General features: G+C 68.5%; 14 protein-coding genes. 8 read left to right on the top strand and 6 right to left on the bottom strand.

Going from position 1 to position 16,751, the window contains the following annotated elements:
* Nucleotides 1-159 precede the first annotated feature (159 nt).
* Together DYI37_RS19930 and DYI37_RS07390 are read right to left on the bottom strand one after the other, a co-directional pair.
* On the bottom strand, nt 160-813 hold the full coding sequence (locus DYI37_RS19930; RefSeq protein ID WP_158555107.1) for a hypothetical protein: 654 nt from the start codon (nt 811-813) through the stop codon (nt 160-162).
* A 154-nt stretch (nt 814-967) separates the two neighbouring features.
* Complete coding sequence (locus DYI37_RS07390; protein ID WP_116682588.1) at nt 968-1,522, bottom strand: hypothetical protein; 555 nt, start codon at nt 1,520-1,522, stop codon at nt 968-970.
* A gap of 484 nt (nt 1,523-2,006) precedes the next feature.
* On the opposite strand from DYI37_RS07390, the gene DYI37_RS07385 reads away from it, so the two are divergent.
* A complete protein-coding gene (locus DYI37_RS07385; RefSeq protein WP_116682587.1) occupies nt 2,007-2,414 on the top strand; it encodes an MliC family protein in 408 nt (135 codons plus the stop codon).
* A gap of 71 nt (nt 2,415-2,485) precedes the next feature.
* On the opposite strand, the gene DYI37_RS07380 is transcribed toward DYI37_RS07385, so the two are convergent.
* A complete protein-coding gene (locus DYI37_RS07380) occupies nt 2,486-2,887 on the bottom strand; it encodes a rhodanese-like domain-containing protein (protein ID WP_116682951.1) in 402 nt (133 codons plus the stop codon).
* A 280-nt stretch (nt 2,888-3,167) separates the two neighbouring features.
* Here DYI37_RS07380 and DYI37_RS07375 point away from each other — a divergent pair, with 280 nt between their 5' ends.
* The gene (locus DYI37_RS07375; protein WP_158555106.1) at nt 3,168-5,255 is read left to right on the top strand and encodes a putative bifunctional diguanylate cyclase/phosphodiesterase; all 2,088 of its coding nucleotides are present in this window, start codon (nt 3,168-3,170) and stop codon (nt 5,253-5,255) included.
* 44 nt (nt 5,256-5,299) lie between these two features.
* Here DYI37_RS07375 and DYI37_RS07370 read toward each other — a convergent pair whose 3' ends face one another.
* On the bottom strand, nt 5,300-6,202 hold the full coding sequence (locus DYI37_RS07370) for a LysR family transcriptional regulator (RefSeq protein WP_116682585.1): 903 nt from the start codon (nt 6,200-6,202) through the stop codon (nt 5,300-5,302).
* 69 nt (nt 6,203-6,271) lie between these two features.
* Between DYI37_RS07370 and DYI37_RS07365 the strand changes: the two genes are divergently transcribed.
* Nucleotides 6,272-7,201, top strand: a complete 930-nt coding sequence (locus tag DYI37_RS07365; protein ID WP_116682584.1) for a DMT family transporter — start codon at nt 6,272-6,274, stop codon at nt 7,199-7,201.
* Between the two features lie 56 nt (nt 7,202-7,257).
* Here DYI37_RS07365 and DYI37_RS07360 read toward each other — a convergent pair whose 3' ends face one another.
* Both DYI37_RS07360 and DYI37_RS07355 read right to left on the bottom strand, forming a co-directional pair.
* Nucleotides 7,258-8,811, bottom strand: coding sequence for a gamma-glutamyltransferase (locus DYI37_RS07360; protein WP_116682583.1), 1,554 nt, complete (start codon nt 8,809-8,811; stop codon nt 7,258-7,260).
* 65 nt (nt 8,812-8,876) lie between these two features.
* Nucleotides 8,877-9,641, bottom strand: a complete 765-nt coding sequence (locus DYI37_RS07355; RefSeq protein WP_116682582.1) for an IclR family transcriptional regulator — start codon at nt 9,639-9,641, stop codon at nt 8,877-8,879.
* Between the two features lie 153 nt (nt 9,642-9,794).
* Between DYI37_RS07355 and DYI37_RS07350 the strand changes: the two genes are divergently transcribed.
* The 5 genes from DYI37_RS07350 (at nt 9,795) to DYI37_RS07330 (ending at nt 16,725) form a co-directional block, all read left to right on the top strand.
* Nucleotides 9,795-11,408 carry an ABC transporter substrate-binding protein gene (locus DYI37_RS07350; RefSeq protein WP_116682581.1) on the top strand — a complete coding sequence of 538 codons (1,614 nt, stop codon included), beginning with the start codon at nt 9,795-9,797 and terminating at the stop codon, nt 11,406-11,408.
* 187 nt (nt 11,409-11,595) lie between these two features.
* Nucleotides 11,596-12,537 carry an ABC transporter permease gene (locus DYI37_RS07345; protein ID WP_116682580.1) on the top strand — a complete coding sequence of 314 codons (942 nt, stop codon included), beginning with the start codon at nt 11,596-11,598 and terminating at the stop codon, nt 12,535-12,537.
* Complete coding sequence (locus DYI37_RS07340; RefSeq protein ID WP_116682579.1) at nt 12,537-13,439, top strand: ABC transporter permease; 903 nt, start codon at nt 12,537-12,539, stop codon at nt 13,437-13,439. Before DYI37_RS07345 ends, DYI37_RS07340 begins: the two co-directional genes overlap by 1 nt.
* Nucleotides 13,439-15,160 (top strand): ABC transporter ATP-binding protein, encoded by a 1,722-nt coding sequence (locus DYI37_RS07335; RefSeq protein WP_116682578.1) that lies wholly within the window; start codon nt 13,439-13,441, stop codon nt 15,158-15,160. Before DYI37_RS07340 ends, DYI37_RS07335 begins: the two co-directional genes overlap by 1 nt.
* Entirely contained in the window at nt 15,157-16,725 is a 1,569-nt protein-coding gene (locus DYI37_RS07330; RefSeq protein WP_245413820.1) for a M81 family metallopeptidase, read from the top strand. Before DYI37_RS07335 ends, DYI37_RS07330 begins: the two co-directional genes overlap by 4 nt.
* The last annotated feature ends 26 nt before the right edge of the window (nt 16,726-16,751 follow it).

The raw sequence follows: 16,751 nt of genomic DNA, 5'->3' as shown, positions 1-16,751 counted from the left end.
CGCCCGAAATCCGCCCCCTGCCGCCCGAACAGGAAAGGCCCCCTGCCCTTTCTCGGCGCAAGCTCCGCGGGCTATGCCCGGGACCTTCGAGCGGCCATCGCCCGGCAGATCCCGCCTTGAATGCCTCGACGGCGGATGCCGGTCGAAGCGGGCGCGGGATCAGTCGCCGTTCGGCTTCGGCGTCGCGCTCGGGGTGTTGCGAAGCCCCGCGAGGATCGCGCCGAGATCGATGCCGACTGGCGGGGACGGAATGCGGTAATCGGCATCCGATCCCGCGCCGGGGGTATAGGAGTAGGTGCCGCCCGCGCCCGAGACCGTGTTGGAGGTCAGCCCGCCCTCGCTCTCGCCGATGCCGGTCACCGAGGAGGTTCCGGCATTGCCCGAGCGCGAGAATTCGCCGGCATTGATGGTTCCGATATTGGAGGAGCCCTCGGTCGCGCGCTGGATGGTGGTGCTGCCCGAGGCGTCGGAATTCATGCCCGCATCGATCCCCGAGCCGATGGAGGAAGAGGAGCCGGAGCCACCGATGCCCGTATCCGTGCCGGTACCGATGCCCGAAGAGCCGATGCCCGAGCTGCCCATGGAGGAGCCGCTGCCGATGCCGGAGCCGGTGCCGAAGCTGCCCGTGGTCGACCCCGAACCGACGCCGCCGCCGCCGATGCCGCCCGAGCCACCGCCGATCGAGCCGCCGCCCACGGACCCGCCACCGATCCCGCCGCCGCCACCCCCGACCGACTGGGCGCCGGCACTCGTGGCGAGACCCAGGCCGAGACAGACGGCGAGGAGCGGTGTCGTGATCTGGTGAATGCGCATGGGTCCGGTCTTCCCGCTCGCCGTCGTTCGATCCCCTTAAGGTCGGTCTTCGCGCGCGAAGATCAAGCGATCACGGGGCGGGAGCGGCATTTTGCACCGGAAGTGTTGCCGATCATGGTGAAGAGCGTGGTGAAGAGCATGATGCTTTGCCGGCTCAGGGCCGAATGATCGCCCGGCCGCCGAGGGCCGGATGGCGGGGGGCCGAGCCGGCCGGGGCAGGGGGCGCCGCCCGCCGCAGGACCCGTCCCTGGCTCTGCCCGCGCGTAATCGCGCTGCCGCCGATCGCCGCCGGTCCCTCGCGGGCATAGAGATCGGCCGCGACACCGCCGAGGGCCGAGCGCCCTTCGATCGCCTGCCTTGAGGCCGAATTGCCGACATCGGGGCGGATCACCTTCGGCGTCAGATAGCTGTCATCGAAGGGCTTGCCGTAGAGCCGCTCCTCGTTCGTGTCGCCGAAGATCCTCGCGCCCGGAATGCCCGGAACGCGCTGGGGCGCGCCGACGATGGGCAGATCGGCCATGGAGGTGCCGGGCAGGTCGCCGGCCGGACCCGGCCCGTAGGGCTGGGCCGTCGCGGCGGAGGCGAGCGTCAGGGCGATCGTGAAACCGGATGCCGCGGCGAGACACCGGAGGGCCCCACCAAGGGCCGCCGCGCCTCGCACCGGGACCTTCGGGGGGACGGGGGAGGCGGCATCGGATCGAAGGCGCATGGGTCTTCCTTTGCATACGAGACGTGCCGGGGCGGCAAGGCCCGGTCCCGGCCGGAAGCGCCGCGGGTCGCCGCCGTCGAGAAGGCCCGAAGATCGCCGTCCCGTGGTCGGCGCGAACGGGCCGCAAGGCGCCGACATCCGCCCGCCAACATCCTCTCACCATTCGCTTTTACGCGATGGCGCGATGCCTGTCATATGGGGGCATGCGCCCGGCGATCCATGCTTCGCACGGTGCGAACGGCGCAAAGCCTGTAGCCGGGGAGGGGCGCAGGCCCCAGGTCTCGCGCGCCCCGCCCCTCGCGCCCGTGTCCCAATCGGCTAAAGCATCGGACCGAAAAGTGGACCCGGTTTTCGGACCATCCGATGCGTCAGGGAAAAGCGGGAGCCTCGGACACGATTCTTAAATCGGGTCCGAGGCTCTATCGTGCGCCCGACGCCATATGGGAGGGTACACGCCCTCGATCCCTTCGCAAAAGGACCTTCGATGCCGAAATCGCCCTCGCGCCTGCCGCAGCGTCTCCTGCCGGCGGCAAGCCTCCTCGCCCTCTGCCTCTGCGGCCCCGCTTCCGCCGCGACGAGCGAGGACGTGACCGTGACGCTCACCGGCCCGGTGGACCGCCAGCTTATCACCTACGAGTGCCGCAGGAATCTCGAAGAGGAGCCGGTCCGGATCGAGGTCGACTTTCTCAACATGCCCAACGCCAATCTCGCCATCGTCCCGGTGGACGGCGAGCCGATCCCCTTCGCCCTCACGGTCTCGGCCTCGGGCTCGAAATACGTCTCGCGCTCGCTTGTCTGGTGGACCCGCGGCAATCGCGGCGATCTCTACGACGAGTTCAAGGGCGGCATCGGCGAGGCCCAGGTCTGCCGCGTGGTCAGGAACGCCGGCTGAACCGGCCGGGCGCGAGGCCATCGGAGGGGAGGGCGTTCCCGAACCATAGGCGAGAGAGAACAGGGCGGCGGTTACTCGGCCGTGACTGTCGCAAGCTCGAATCCTTCGTCGAGCCAGCCGGTGATCCCGCCAGCCATGATCTTCACGGGCCGCCCGAGTTCGGCAAGCCGAAGGGCACCTCGCGCCGCGCCATTGCAATGCGGACCCGCGCAATAGGTGACGAAGACGGTCTCCTGCGGCCAGCGTTCCAGCTTGGAGCGGACGATCTTGCCGTGGGGGAGGCTGATCGCGCCCGGAACGTGACCTGCAGCGAAAAGGGCTGGGCTTCGCACGTCGAGAAGCACGAAATCGGCCTCACCCGAGAGCGCTTCGTGGACATCCCAGCAATCGGTCTCAAAGCTGAACTCTGCGGCGAAATGCTCACGGGCGATCTGACTGGGCGCGGCAGAAATGGCAGTGACGGCGCTGGGCATGGCAAACTCCTGGTCGCTTGATACGAGACCACCTCGCCATCTTCTCCCAATCCTTGCAACTGGCAGGCGTGGTCAGGCACGGGGAAATCGTCGCGGCCTCGGCATGTCTCCTTCTCGTCGCGCTTCCCAGCGACGGCTTTCGCTCTTTCGCGTTCGCGATCGTTCCCGCCGGCTTCGGCTTTGCGCGGCCGGTCATCGGAGAGGGTTAGCACAACCCATTCGGAAGGTTTGCGTAATAATTTTACGTTACGAAAATCTACCACCAATGCAGGTCCGCCGCATGAGCGATGCTTCCGTCATGACCGCATGCCCCGCTTTGCGCTCGCTCGCCGTCCCGCGCAGCCTCGCCGAGGACCTCGACCGGGTCGCCCATTTCGCATTCGAGGTTCTCGCGGCAGACGCCGTGCGCGTGCAGATCGGGCACATCGACGGGACGACATCCGTTCACACCGCCGGCGAGATGCCGGCCGGATCGGCCGCAAAAGCGACGGACGAAGGCTCGCGGATGCTACGGACGCCCGTCCGCGGCCCCGACGGGGCCTCGATCGGCTCCATCGAGGTTCATCGTCCCTCGTCGCAGGCGCTTCTGCCCGTCGAAGCCCGGATGCTTTCGGAACTCGCCCACGTCGTGAGCGACCGCGTCGAAGCGGCGCGCCTTGCCGATCTGGAAGCCTCGCAACGCTTCGAAAGCATCGCGACCTCCTCGCCCGACGCGATCGTCATCGCCAATGCGCGCAACGAAATCGTCGCCTGGAATGCGGGCGCCGAACGCCTGTTCGGATATCGCGCGGCCGAAGTGCTCGGGCAGAGCCTGACGCTGATCGTACCGCCGGCGCTGCGGGCGGCCCATAGCGAAGGCTTCAGGCGGCTCGTCGACGGGGGCGGGGCGAGACTCATCGGCCAGTCCATAAAGGTGCCGGCCTGCCGGCGCGATGGCAGCGAATTTCCCATCGAACTCTCGCTCTCCCGGTGGCTGGAGCGGGGCGAGCAGCGGTTCGGCGCCATCATGCGCGACATGAGCGAGCGCGTGGAGACCGAGGCGCGGCTCATGGAAGCGGCGCTCACGGACCCCCTGACGGGGCTTGCCAACCGGGGCGCCTTCGACAGGCGGCTGAACGCCCTCTTCTCGGCCGAGCGCCGCGCGACCCTCCTTCTGATCGATCTCGACGGCTTCAAGGAGATCAACGACACCCTCGGCCATCCGGTCGGGGACGCCGTGCTCGTCGAGGTCGCGCGCCGCATCCGGGACGCAACCGGCGGGTCCGGCTTTTGCGCGCGCATGGGCGGCGACGAATTCGTCGTCATCATGGAGGACACGGCCAATCCGATCGACGGCCACTGGCTGGGCGAGACGGTGATCGATGCGATCGAAGTCGCGATTCCCGCTTCCGGGGCCCTCGTCACCATCAGCGCCAGCGTCGGGGTCGCCTGCACCGGAAGCGATGTCGCGGACGCCGCGGCGCTCGTTGCGAACGCCGATCTCGCGCTCTACCGGGCCAAGCGCGACGGGCGCGGACGCACGCGCCTGTTCACGCCCGATCTTCGTCACAAGGTCGCCGAGAGGGGGCTTGCCCGTCAGGAGCTCGCCCGGGTGCTCTCGACCGGAGGCTACGAGCTCTACTACCAGCCGCAGATTCTCCTCGGCGACGGCTCGATCCGGGGTGCCGAGGCGCTTCTTCGCTGGAACCATCCCGAACGGGGCCTTTTGGCCCCCGGCGCGTTCCTGACCTTGCTGGAAAGCGACGCGACCGCCGTCGCGGTCGGCAACTGGATCATCGCGACCGCCTGCCGCCAGGCCGCGCACTGGCGGCGGGCGATCCGGCCGGATTTCCGGGTCGCGGTCAATCTGTTCCCGATCCAGTTCAAGTCCGGCGATCTCCTGCGCCATGTCGAGCAGGCCCTGAAGGCGGCCGATCTCGCCCCGGACGGGCTCGAGATCGAGATCACCGAAACCACGATCCTGAAGAACGACGAGCGCATCCTGTCCCAGCTCAAGCGGCTGAGGGCCCTCGGCGTCTCCCTCGCCTTCGACGATTTCGGCACGGGGTTCGCCTCGCTCAGCATGCTGCGCAAGTATCCGGTCACGAAGATCAAGATCGACCGCTCCTTCGTCTCGGGACCCGATGTCACCGAGAGGGACAGGTCGATCACCCGCGCCATGATCCAGATGGCCGACGGGCTGGGCATGGCGACGGTGGCGGAGGGCATCGAGACGCCGGCCCAGCACAGCGTCCTCAGCGCACAAGGCTGCGCCTGGGGGCAGGGCTATCTCTACGGCCGCCCCATGTCCGCCCGCGACTTCGAGCGCTACGACGGGGCCGGAGCCGGAAAACCGGCGATGAGCGAAGGCGCGAGGAGAGCCGGCTGAGCCGCTAGCCCTCGATCAGACGCCGGGCAGGGACACGGCCCGCCTCATCCGGCTTCGAATTCTGCGCGAAGCCAGGAAAGAACGGCGTCCGTCTGGCGATGGGAGCCGCCGCGCAGGCCCCTGAAAACCGAAATCTCGGCGGGACGCGCAAGCGCCTCAGCGCACAGACGCACCAGCTTGCCTTCCCCGATCAGACCCTCGACCGTGCGCCGCCAGCCGAGCGCGACGCCGCGTCCGGCGATCGCGGCCTGAAGGACGAGCGGAACGCTGTCGAACATGACGAGACGGCTGCCCGCCGGCAGGCTCGCGCCGAAGGCCTCGAACCAGTCCGGCCAGTCCAGCCAGTCCTGGGGGACGACCCGGTGGGAGAGGAGCGGGAGCCGCGAAAGATCCGGCAACGGGCAGGGCAGGGGTGCGGCGCCGGCGAGCGCGGGCGAGGCGACGGGAAAGATCTCGTCACCGGCAGTGAAGGCGAGGCGCGCCGATCCCGATGGCCGGCCGCTCGTCTGAATGGCGATATCGAACGGCTCGGAAGCCCGGGTGATCGGATCGAGCGAGGTCACGAGGCGAAGCTCGATCTCGGGATGGGTCTCGTGAAGTCGCGGCAGGCGCGGCATCAGCCAGTAGAACGCCTCGCAATGCTGGCAATGGAGAACCACGCCGCCCGGCAGGCGCGCGCCGCGAAGCCGCGCGGCCTCGCCGGCAATCTCGCTCAGCGCCCGGCCAACGACGCAGCCGAAGGCGCGCCCTTCCTCGGTGGGGAAGACCGCCCGGTTGCGGCGCTCGAAGAGCGCGACCCCGAGATCGGCCTCGAGCGCCGCGATCTGCTTCGTCACCGCGGTCTGGGTCAGGCCCAGTTCGGCGGCGGCCGCCGTGAAGCTCTCATGCCTGATCGCCGCCTCGAAGGGGCGCAGCCGCGACAAAGGCGGCAGGGCGCGTGCATCCATTCCCTGACCTCATGGATAAGCGACGAAAACTCGTTTTATAAAGCGGCCCGGATCGTTCTTCCATGAACCATGGCATGGATACGCACAGGTCTCGAACAGCTGACGCCACGCGCAAGAGGGATCGCGGCCATCCTTCTCGCCGTCACCCTTCTGTCGCTTTCGGATGCGCTGGTGAAGCTTTCCGGCGATCGATTCTCTCTCGCGCAGATCGTTCTCCTGCGCTCGCTCGTTGCTGGGGCTCTGATCGCGGCCGGGCTTCTGGCGATGGGAGGCCCGAGCGCCTTGCGATCGCGGCGAACGGCATGGGTCCGGGCCCGAAGCCTCAGCCTCGCGGCCATGTGGCTGTGCTATTATGCCGGCCTGCCGAGCCTTTCCTTCGCGCTTGCAGCCGCCTGCTACTATACCGCGCCGATCTGGATGGCGCTGATCGCACGGTTCGCCCTCGGCACCCCGATCGGTGGCACGGGCTGGATCGCGATCGGCCTGTCGAGCCTCGGCGTTCTCCTCGTGGTCGACCCGTTCTCGGGAAAGCCGGCCCTCGCGCTCGTCCTGCCGCTCGCCGCCGCGATGTTCTATGCCGTTTCGGGAACGATCACGTGGAGCCGGAGCCGGGAGGAGAGCGCCGGCGCCATGGCGCTCGACCTCAATCTCTGCCTCGTCGCCGTCTCGGGCCTCGGCCTCCTCGTTCTTTGGGTCTTCGAGCCGGGCGGCGGGCAGGGGTTCGTCACGGCGCTCTGGCCGACGCTCGAACCGGCGGATATCGGCCTCGCCGCGCTCCTCGGCCTGTTTCTCGCGATCATCACGACCCTCGTCGCCTCGGCCTACCGGCTGGCTCCGACACCGGTCGTGGGTGTCTTCGACACGTCCTATCTCGGCTTCGCGGCGTTCTGGTCGGCAATTCTCTTCCACGATCCGCCGGGACCGATCGAGGCCGCCGGGATCGCCCTCATCGCACTCGCCGGCATTCTCATGACCCGGCGCGGCGCCATGGGTGGTTGAGGGACCCGCCGACAGGAGCGCGCGCCATGCGTCGAGGCCGGGTCCGGGGCCACGCCTCAGGCCGAACCGGCTGCCTCGGCGACGGCATCGGCCCAGGGGGCGGCGATTTCGGTCGCGCCGGAGTTCTCGGAGCCCTCCCGCATGACGGCCGAGGGGCAGGCGAAGGCGTAGGGAAAGACGGTGCGCGGCGCGGTGCGCACCTCGTGGCGCTTGCGAAGGGCTGCGAGATCCCCCTCGGCCAGCATCTCGTCGGCGATGATCGTCCCGCCGCCCGAGACGTCGATGCGCGGGGCGTGGAAGGCCGTGTCGAGATCGGCGCCGCCAAGAAGCATGCGGGATAGCTGGGCGACGGCGGGCAGGATCTTGCGCCCGCCCGAGGCGCCGAGGGCGAAGCGCGCGCCGTCGCTGCGCTCGCCGAGGACCGGGCAGACATTCATCAGGCATCGTTTGCCGCCGGCAAGCGAGTTCGGCCGCCCCTGTTCGGGGTCGAACCACATGATGCCGTTGTTGAGGAGGAGGCCGGTCGAGGGCGAGACGATCTTCGAGCCGAAGACGGAGAGAAGCGTCTGGGTCATGGCGACCATGTTGCCGTGCTTGTCGACCACGCTGAAATGGGAGGTGGAGCCGGGCGCTTTCGGGCTCTCATGGTCGCCCATGGTGGAAAGCCGCGTCTCGTAGGCCGCCGACAAGGCGTCGGCGAGGCCCGCGAGCCCGCCCGCTTCGGCCGAAAAGCCGGCAAAGGTGTCGCGCAGCGTCGGGCCCGCCGTCAGCTCCGGCGTCGCATGCAAGCGCCCGCCGAGCGCCGCGAAACTCAACGGGGTCTGAAGCGCCGCACGGTAGGTGGCGAGATCCTCGAAGCGCAGCGAGCCACCCTTGGCCTCCACATCCCGTGCCAGTTCCCGGCCGACATCGCCCTCGTGAAACTCGCGCGGGCCTCCCGCCGCGATCGCCTCCAGCGTATCGGCCATGCGGTGGAAGGGCAGGCGGATATCGCTCAGCGCCGTCCAGCTTCCGATGGGAGGAAAGACGCCGTCTTCCAGAAACAGCGCGGCGGCGTCCGCGTCGCGGGAGAGCGCCCGTGCCGAGGAGGCGATGATCAGCGCCGCGTACCAGTCGACCGAGAGGCCCTCGCGCGCAAGGCTCGCCGCCGGGCGCACGAGATCGGCCCAGCTCATCCGGCCCCAGCGGCCATGGGCAAGGCCGATGCCGTCGACGGTTCCGGGCACGGCGACCGCGCTCGCCCCTTCGAGATTGCGGTCGTCCGCCACGCGCTTCCAGGCGAAGAGATCGCTCGCGACGCCCTCGCCGCTCAAGGGAAAATCGCGCGGATCGAGACCTGCCGGCGAGCGCATGCCGTAGTCGACGGCATAGGCGCGGCCCTCGTCTGCCCGAAAGACCATCATCGCGCCGCCGCCCGCAGGCCCGCTCATCCAGGGCTCCACGACCCCCAATGCGAAGGAGACGGCGGTCGCCGCATCCACCGCATCGCCGCCCTCGGCGAGGATCTGGGCCCCGATCTCGGCGGCGCGCCGGCTCTGGGCGGCGACGATGCCGCCCGCCGAGCGGCATGCGGGCTTGCGGGTCCGGGTGGAGCGGGACAGGTTCGACATGGCTTCGGGTCTCCGGGGCGTTCGGTGTTCGGTGCTCGGTGGTCGAAAGAGCGGGGTGAGGCGCGTCAGCCGATGGCGTTCGCGGTGTCGATGAGGCTCGGCACGATCGCCTCGCGCACCCGTTCGGGCGGCCAGTCGGAGGCGCTCAGCGCACAGTGGATGGCCCCCTCGAAGCCGGGGGCGCCGCGAATGGCGACGGCGACCGCGCGCTCGTTCATCTGCAGTTCGTTGGTCGCGACGGCGTAGCCGGTTCGGGCCGCGGTCTCGACCTGCCGCGCGATCTCGTCGCGGTCCATGAGGGTTTCGGGCGTGAACCGCTTCAGCGGCCATTCGGCGACGAGACGGCGCCGGGTTTCCGGGTCCTTGCGGGCCAGCATCGCCCGTCCGCTGCTGGTGTTGAGCGCCGGCACGCGCCGTCCGATGATCGTCGCGGCATAGCTCGTGCGCACATTCGGCAGGCGCGCGACATAGACGATGTCCGATCCGTCGAGCCGCGCGAAGTTCACCGTCTCGCCGAGGCTGCGGTGAAGATCGATGAGGCGCGGCATCACCGTCTGCATCAGGGGATCGGCCCACAGGAAGGCGTTCGCGAGTTCGGTCATGCGCAGGGACGGGCTGAAGCGGCGCGTGGCCGGGTCCTTGGTCAGGTAGCCGAGATCGAAGAGGGTGGTCGTGATCCGCTGGACGCTGGAGCGGTCGAGACCGGTCATGCGCGACAGCTCGGTAAGGCCGAGGCGAGGGGTCTCGGCGCCGAAGGCCTCCAGGATCCGCATGGCCTTGCCCAGGGAGCCGACGAAACCGGCACTGCGCATCAGGGGCTCGTCACTCATCGCACCTGCACAATTTTTTCTCAAAACATTCGGTTGACTAAAGACTAACCCTGTTCGTAGGCTATCACAATCCGCAAAGTGTTATCGCATTGCGATACATGCGGCAGCCGAATTCCCGCGGCCGACAGCGCCGCCCTCAGCGGAGACGACAGCATGTCCTTCATCGCGAAAGCATCCGCCTTCCACCCCCGGCACCTGTTGCGCGCGACGCTTCTCGCCTCGACGCTTCTGGGGGCGGGTCTTGCCGCCTCGCCGCTTCAGGCCCAGGAGATCCGCGCCGTCATGCATTCGGGCATCCGCGTGCTCGACCCGGTCATCACGACGGCGCACATCACCCGCAATCACGGCTACATGATCTACGACACGCTGCTCGGCATGGACGAGAACCTGGAGCCGCAGCCGCAGATGGCCGACTGGCAGGTCTCCGACGACGGGCTGACCTACACCTTCACCCTGCGCGACGGGCTCGTCTTCCACGACGGCGCCCCGGTGACGGCGGCCGACGCGGTCGCCTCGCTGAAGCGCTGGGGCGAGCGCGACGGCGGCGCCCAGATGATGTTCCGCTCGATCGAAAGCCTGGAGGCGACCGGCGACAAGACCTTCGAGCTGAAGCTCTCCGAGCCGTTCTCCACCGTGCTGCAGCTTCTGGCCAAGCCCTCGGGCCTGCCGACCTTCATCATGCCCGCCCGCGTCGCCGAGACGCCGTCCAGCGAGAGCATCACCGATTATACCGGCTCGGGCCCGTTCGTCTTCGACGAGAGCCAGTTCGAGCCGGGCGTGCGGGCCGTCTACACCAAGAACGAGGCCTATGTGCCGCGCGACGAGCCGCCGAGCTGGACCGCCGGCGGCAAGGTGGTCAATGTCGATCAGGTGACATGGGTCGTGATGCCCGACGCCATGACCGCCGTGAACGCGGTCGGCTCCGGCGAGATCGATTTCATGGAGCAGACGCCCTACGATCTCCTGCCGCTTCTGGAGGCCAATCCCGAGCTGACCGTCGAGGTCCTCAGCCCCCTCGGCTACCAGACCATGGCGCGCCTCAACTGGCTCAATCCGCCCTTCGACAAGGTCGAGATCCGCAGGGCCGCCATGGCCGCCCTCGGCCAGGACCCGATCCTCGCCGCCCTCGTCGGCAATCCGCAATATCAGGAAAAATGCGGCTCCATGTATGGCTGCGGCACGCCGCTTGCGACCGATGCGGGCTCCGAGCTCATCATGAACGGGCCCCAGCCGGAGGAGGCCAAGCGCATGCTGGAGGAGGCCGGCTATGACGGCACGCCCATCGTCCTCATGCAGCCGACCGACGTTCCGAGCATCGCACCGCAGCCGGTCGTCGCGGCCCAGCTCCTGCGCCAGGCCGGCTTCACCGTCGATCTCCAACCCATGGACTGGCAGACCCTCGTCACGCGGCGCGCGAGCCAGGCCCCGGTCTCCGAAGGCGGCTGGAACATGTTCTTCACCAACTGGATCATTCCGGAGGTGTGGAGCCCGATCAACAATCCGATGCTGAACGGCGGCGGCAAGGAGGGCGCCTGGTTCGGCTGGCCCGACGATCCGAAGCTCGACGAGATGCGCGCGAATTTCGCGGCCGCCGAAAGCGAGGAGGAGCGCAAGACGATCGCCGCCGACATCCAGGCCCATGCCTACGAGGTCGTCAACTACATCCCGGTCGGCGAGTACAAGATCCCCTCGGCGCTCTCCAACAAGCTCACCGGCATGCTCGAAATGCCGGTCCCGGTCTTCTGGGCCGTCGAAAAGGCCGAGTAGCACCGTCCCGGAGCGAAACGCGACGATACCCGTGTCGCCGTTTCGCTCCGGACCTTCGTCTCGGCGCATGATGAGACCCCCGAAAGATCATGCGATCTTTCGGCACCATGCTCCAGCGCGCGGCCCTGCTTCGACATGGCCGCGCGCGCGTCCGGCACCCGAGCCGTCAGCAGCGAGGCCCCGCTCCATGCTCGCCTACATCCTGAGGCGCATTCTGGCGTCCATTCCGGTGATGATCGTCGTCGCCCTCTTCATCTTCCTCCTTTTGCGGCTGACGCCGGGCGATCCGGCCGCGATTATTGCGGGCGACATGGCAACGCCCGCCCAGCTTGCGGAGATCCGCCGCAATCTCGGCCTCGACCAGCCCCTCCTCACCCAGTTCGTCACCTGGAGCGGCCAGCTCCTCACGGGCGATTTCGGACAGTCGCTGATCTCGCGCACCCCGGTCCTCACCCTCATCGGCCAGCGCCTCGAGCCGACCCTGAGCCTTGCGATCGTCTCCATGATCATGACGCTGATCCTGTCGATCCCGATGGGCGTCCTCGCCGCCTGGCGGCACAGGAGCCTCACCGACAGCGCGGTCATGGCGATCTCGGTGCTCGGCTTCTCGATCCCGATCTTCGTGACCGGCTACATCCTGATCCAGGTCTTCGCCATCGATCTGAAGCTCTTCCCGGTGCAGGGCTTCACCAGCATTTCCGAAGGGATCGGCCCCTTCCTCCAGCGCATCTTCCTGCCGGCGCTGGCGCTCGCCACCATCTACATCGCCCTCATCGCGAGGATGACGCGGGCGGCCATGCTGAACGTCCTCGGCGAGGACTATATCCGCACCGCCCGCGCCAAGGGGCTGTCCGAGCGCATCGTCCTCTTCCGCCATGCCCTGCGCAACGCCGCCGTGCCGATCCTCACCGTCATCGGAACCGGCTTCGCCCTGATGATCTCCGGCGTCGTCGTCACCGAGAGCGTCTTCAACGTGCCCGGCCTCGGGCGCCTCACCGTCGATGCGATTCTTGCCCGCGACTATCCCGTCATCCAGGCGCTGATCCTCCTGACCAGCGGCATCTACGTCGCCGTCAATCTCCTGATCGACGTCTCCTATGCCTTCATGGACCCGAGGATCCGCTACTGATGGCCGAACATCCGAGCACCGCCGCGACGGGGCCGGGCGCAAAGCCCGTCGTCAGGCGCAATTTCCTGCCGAGGATCGGCGTCCGCGGTCTGGGCCTCGCCGCCTGGATCGCCGCGTTCGCCCTCGCGCTCGTCGTCCTGATGGCGCTCTTCGCGCCGCTGCTCTCGCCCTATGATCCGATCGCCATGAACCCCATGGAGCGGCTGGCGGACTGGAGCCTCGCACATCCCTTCGGCACCGACGCCTATGGCCGCGACGTCTTCTCGCGCACCCTCTACGGGGCGCGGACCTCGCTGATCGTGGGTCTCGGCGCCGCGCTCGTCGCCGTGCTCATCGGCCTGCCCCTCGGCCTTCTCTCGGGTTTCTTCCGGACCCTCGACGCGATCCTGATGCGCATCATGGACGGGCTGATGGCGATCCCGGCGATCCTTCTGGCCATCGCCATCGTCGCCCTCGTCGGATCGAGCCTGTGGACGGTCCTCGTCGCGATCACCATTCCGGAGATCCCGCGCGTCGTGCGCCTGGTGCGCTCGGTCGTGCTGTCGGCGCGCGAGGAGCCTTATGTTGAGGCGGCGATCACCGTCGGCTCCTCCCTGCCGAAGATCATGTGGAAGCATCTGGCGCCCAACACCGTCGCCCCGCTCATCGTCCAGGCGACCTATGTCTGCGCCTCCGCGATCCTCACCGAGGCGATCCTCTCCTTCCTCGGCGCCGGCATCGGTACCGAGACGCCCTCCTGGGGCAATATCATGAGCGAGGGGCGCATCTACTTCCAGCTGAAGCCGAGCCTCATCTTCTGGCCCGGCCTCTTCCTGTCGATCACCATCCTCGCGATCAACATCCTCGGCGACACGGCGCGCGACGCCCTCGATCCCAAGCTCGGAAAGAGGAGGCAGGACTGATGGCCGGCGACACCCGAAACGGCACTCCGCAAGCCGCTCCCGACGGCGCCCCCGCGCACACCCTCGTCATCTCCGATCTCGTGGTGGAGACGCGCGGCCGCGAGCCCAGGCGCATTCTCGACGGCGTCAGCCTCCACGTCGCGCCCGGCGAGACCGTCTGCCTCGTCGGCGAGAGCGGATCGGGCAAGTCGGTCTCCTCGCTCGCGACCATGGGGCTCCTTCCCAAGGACGCCCTCACCGTGCGCTCGGGGGTGATCGAGGTGGAGGGCGAGGACGTCCTTTCCGCCTCGCCCAAGCGCCTGCGCCAGTTGCGCGCGACGCGCATGTCGATGATCTTCCAGGAGCCGATGACGGCGCTCAACCCGGTCCTGTCGATCGAAAAGCAGCTCGACGAGGTGCTCGACGCCCATTCGGCCGCGACCGGCACCGAGAGGCGCAAGCGCATCCGCGACATCCTCGAACTCGTCCGCCTGCCCGATATCGAGCGCATGTGCCGCTCCTTTCCCCACCAGCTCTCCGGCGGCCAGCGCCAGCGGGTGATGATCGCCATGGCGCTGATCCTCGAGCCCAAGCTCCTCATCGCCGACGAGCCGACCACCGCCCTCGACGTGACCACCCAGAAGGCGATCCTCGAACTCGTCGCCGACATCCAGAAGCGGCTCGGCACCTCCGTCCTCTTCATCACCCACGACATGGGCGTCGTCGCCGACATCGCCGACCGGGTCTATGTCATGCGCCATGGCCGGATCGTGGAGGACGGGCCGATCGGGTCGATCCTCCGCGAGCCGAAGAAGGACTACACCCGCGATCTCCTCGCCTCGGTGCCCGCCCTGAGCCCCCGCCCGGCCCGGCCCGCGACCTCGGCCGAGATCGTCCTTCAGACGAGCCAGCTGACGATGGTCTACGGGCGCCCCTCGTTCTTCAGGAAAGGTGAGGGGACGGTCGCCGCCAAGGATATCGATCTCGTCCTCAAGCGCGGGCGCACCCTCGGCATCGTCGGCGAGAGCGGCTCGGGCAAGTCGACGGTCGCGCGCTGCGTCATGCGCCTCCTCGATCCAACGGGCGGCAGCATCCGGCTGCGCAACCGGGAGATCGCGGATGTCTCGCGCCGTGCCCTGCGCCCCCATCGCAAGCGAATGCAGATGATCTTCCAGGACCCGAACCGCTCGCTCAATCCGCGCCTGACGGTGGGCGAGAGCATCATCGAGGGACCGATCAATTACGGCGTCGATCCCGATAGCGCGCGGAACAAGGCCCGCAGCCTCCTCGAAACGGTCGGCCTGCCGGCCGATGCCATCGACCGCCATCCCCACCAGTTCTCCGGCGGCCAGCGCCAGCGCATCGCCATCGCCCGCGCGCTCGCCCTCGAACCGGACCTTCTCGTCGCCGACGAGGCGGTGTCCGCCCTCGACGTCTCGGTGCAGGCCCAGGTCCTCGATCTTCTCGACGATCTCCAGGCGCGGCTCGGCGTCGCCCTTCTCTTCATCACCCATGATCTGAGGGTCGCCGCCCAGATCTGCGACGAGGTCGCCGTCATGCAGAAGGGCCGGATCGTGGAATGCGGGCCGACCGGAGAGGTGCTCGGCAATCCGGCCGAGGCCTATACCCGCCAGCTGATCGATGCCGCCCCCGGCAGGTTTTGGGATTTCCCGAACTTCCGTCCCCTTGCAGGCGCGCATGAGCCGTCCCGGCAGGATGTCATGGTGGAGCCGGCCCGATGAACCCGATGAACCCGATGAACCCCGGATCGCCCCCGTCCCCGCGCATCGCCATCGGCGGTTTCATGCACGAGACCAACACCTTCGCCCCGACCAAGGCGGACCTCGCCGCCTTCGAACACGGCGGCGGCTGGCCGGCGCTCGCCGAGGGCGAGGCCCTGTTCGAGGCGACCGCCGGCGTCAATCTGGGGCTCGCCGGTTTCATCGAGGCGGGAAGGGCGAGAGACTGGACCCTCGTCCCCACGATATGGTGCGCGGCGAGCCCCTCGGCCCATGTGACGGAGCATGCCTTCGAGACCCTCGCGGGCCGCCTCCTCGCGGCGATCGAACGGGCCCTGCCGCTCGACGCGGTCTTTCTCGATCTTCACGGCGCCATGGTCACCGAGCATCTCGACGACGGGGAGGGGGAACTTCTCGCCCGCGTGCGGGCCCTCGTCGGCGACAATGTGCCGATCGCCGCAAGCCTCGATCTCCATGGCAATGTGAGCGCGCGCATGGTGGAGGCGGCCGACTGCCTCGTCGCCTATCGCACCTATCCCCATGTCGACATGGCAAGGACCGGCGCGCGCGCGGCGGACCGCATGTCCGAGCTTCTCGCCGGCGAGCGCTACGGGAAGGCGTTCCGCCAGATCCCGTTCCTCATCCCCATCGCCTGGCAATGCACCGAGATGGAGCCGAACGCCTCGCTCTATCGCGCGGTCGCCGAGGCCGAGACCGGCCCCGTCGTCTCGACCTCCTTCCTCTGCGGCTTTCCGGCGGCCGACATTCCCGATTGCGGACCCTCGGTCCTCGCCTATGCCCGCACGGCAGAGGCGGCGAAGGCTGCCGCGGACGATCTCGCCATGCGGATCGAGGCCGCGCGGGCCGGCTTCATGGGAGAGGCCTTCGAACCGCTCGACGCCGTCGAACGGGCAATGGCGATCAGCAGGGAAGCCATCGCGAAGGGAGCGGCGCGCCCCGTCGTGATCGCAGACACCCAGGACAATCCGGGGGCAGGGGGCGATTCCGACACCACCGGCATGCTGAGTGCCCTCGTCGAGGCCGGCGCGCAAGACGCGGCGATCGGCGTGATCGTCGATCCGCAAGCCGCGCTCCGTGCCCACGAGGCGGGGATCGGGGCGAAAATCGAGATCGCGCTCGGCGGCTCGCCGAAGGTTGCGGGCGATGCGCCCTTCCTGGGCCGCTTCACCGTGGAGGCCCTGTCCGACGGGCAATTGCGCACCAAAGGCCCCTATTACGGCGACGCCCGGATGGATCTCGGCCCCTCCGCCTGCCTCAGGATCGGCGGCGTGCGCGTGATCGTCGCCTCGAAGAAGGCCCAGCTCGCCGACCGCGAGATGTTCCGCTTTCTCGGCATCGTGCCGGAGGAGGCGGCGATCCTCGTCGTGAAGAGCTCCGTCCATTTCCGCGCGGACTTCTCGCCGATCGCGGAGGCGATCCTCACCGCGACCGCGCCGGGGCCGATGCCGCTCTCGCCCGCCTCGCTCCCCTTCACCAGACTGAGGCCAGGCATCGCCCTTGCGCCGGAGGCACCGGCCGAACAAACCGCAAGCGACGCTGCCCGATGACAGACGCCACGGCCATGCGGGTGCGC

Source organism: Fulvimarina endophytica, from assembly GCF_003403015.1.
In the GTDB taxonomy this organism is placed as follows: domain Bacteria; phylum Pseudomonadota; class Alphaproteobacteria; order Rhizobiales; family Rhizobiaceae; genus Fulvimarina; species Fulvimarina endophytica.
The sequence above is the reverse complement of the archived record's forward strand: the minus strand, read 5'-3'. Positions and strand labels throughout refer to the sequence as shown.